This window comes from Acinetobacter sp. 809848, from assembly GCF_000581275.1.
GTDB lineage: Bacteria > Pseudomonadota > Gammaproteobacteria > Pseudomonadales > Moraxellaceae > Acinetobacter > Acinetobacter pittii.
Genome location: NZ_JEXG01000140.1, coordinates 1 through 1,359, shown reverse-complemented (window position 1 = coordinate 1,359; position 1,359 = coordinate 1). Strand labels below are relative to the sequence as shown.

Below are 1,359 nucleotides of genomic sequence, written 5' to 3'. Positions count from 1 at the left end.
GTCATTTTAATTTGACTGCTCGAATACTACATTGGCTTATGGCAGTAGCGATTTTGGCCATGCTATTTATTGGTGTGGGAATGACAACCTCAATCACTTGGCGTCCGTGGTTAATCGATATCCATCGTCCTTTAGGAATCGCAATCTTATTATTGGTCATCATTAGATTAATAAATCGACTCTATTTTCCAATTCCCCCTTTGCCGCCGACTGTACCGCGCTGGCAGGCGTTTATGGCCCATGCATCACATTGGCTGCTTTATATTTTGATGTTTAGTTTGCCATTGCTCGGATGGGCAACGCTATCGGCAGGTAACTGGCCTGTAACTTTATGCTTATATAATTAAAGCTATAGATGCTAAGTTATAGATTTTCCACTTATTTTTTATTAAAGTAAATTAAGTATTTTAATTTATTTAAGCATTATGAATCAGCAAATATTAACAATAGTTATAACTTTGATTGCAGTATCGGGAACACTGCTTGGAGCATATCTAAATAGTAGATCAAATTATAAAATTGCTTCCGAAAAGATCAAAAGTGATGAAAAACAAAATGATTTAAAAATTAAGCTCGAACTAAAGAAAACTCTTTATTTAGATTATTTTGAACATCTATCTCAAGTTCATACATTTTTAGTTAGAATTATTAATGAGCCAGAAAGTAGAAATAAACATGAAAGTATAAGTATTCTTTCATCATCCATAAATAAAATAAAGTTGGTGGCTGAAAGCAAGATAGTTTTGAAAATTTTTGAAATTGAAGAAAATTATATTAATTTACATGCATTTATTATGAAGAATATTTTTGCTTATTCAGATAAAGAGGTTAAATATGAAAACCAAAATGCTCAACAACAAAAAATTCAGGCAGAGGTTGATGAGTTAAAAAATTTACTCAATGGTATAAATGATAAAGATGAGCTATTACATCAAGAAATAATTAAAAAACTTAAAGAAAAAAGTATTTACTTGGATAATCTTATAGATGAAAACTTAGATTTATTTTTAATTATTTTTGAACTTAGAAAAAAATTGATGAAAGAAAGCTTTAAACAAATAGAAAATCTAGAATCTTTAAACAAAGACTTAATTTTACTTATGAGGGAAGATATAGGTCTAGATAATGATTCTAATTTATTGCGATATTTTGCTAGAAATAATAGTGAAAATTTGAAAAGTGCAATATATGATCTCCTTGATTCAGCTATTAAAGAATAGGAAATCTTTAGTTAATATCCTGTATTAAAGATAAACTAAATAGGTAATGCTAAACCATTAGTGAAAAATTGATTCTTTAGAAAATTGTAGAGTGGGTGGGTAATTTGAATATTACTTTAATATTTAAATTTAATATTTT

Annotated in this window: 1 protein-coding gene and 1 pseudogene; both read left to right on the top strand. The window is 28.2% G+C overall.

Features of this window, described 5'->3' with window-relative positions; translation table 11 throughout:
- Positions 1–332 (top strand): annotated as a pseudogene (locus tag J536_RS24410) (cytochrome b); the annotation flags it as partial.
- A gap of 93 nt (positions 333–425) precedes the next feature.
- Entirely contained in the window at positions 426–1,220 is a 795-nt protein-coding gene (locus J536_RS24405; RefSeq protein ID WP_032063590.1) for a hypothetical protein, read from the top strand.
- Positions 1,221–1,359 lie beyond the last annotated feature (139 nt).

Coding starts and splice junctions, on each gene's coding strand:
- J536_RS24405 (WP_032063590.1), top strand. CDS start 426: ATGAATCAGCAAATATTAACAATAGTTATAACTTTGATTGCAGTATCG.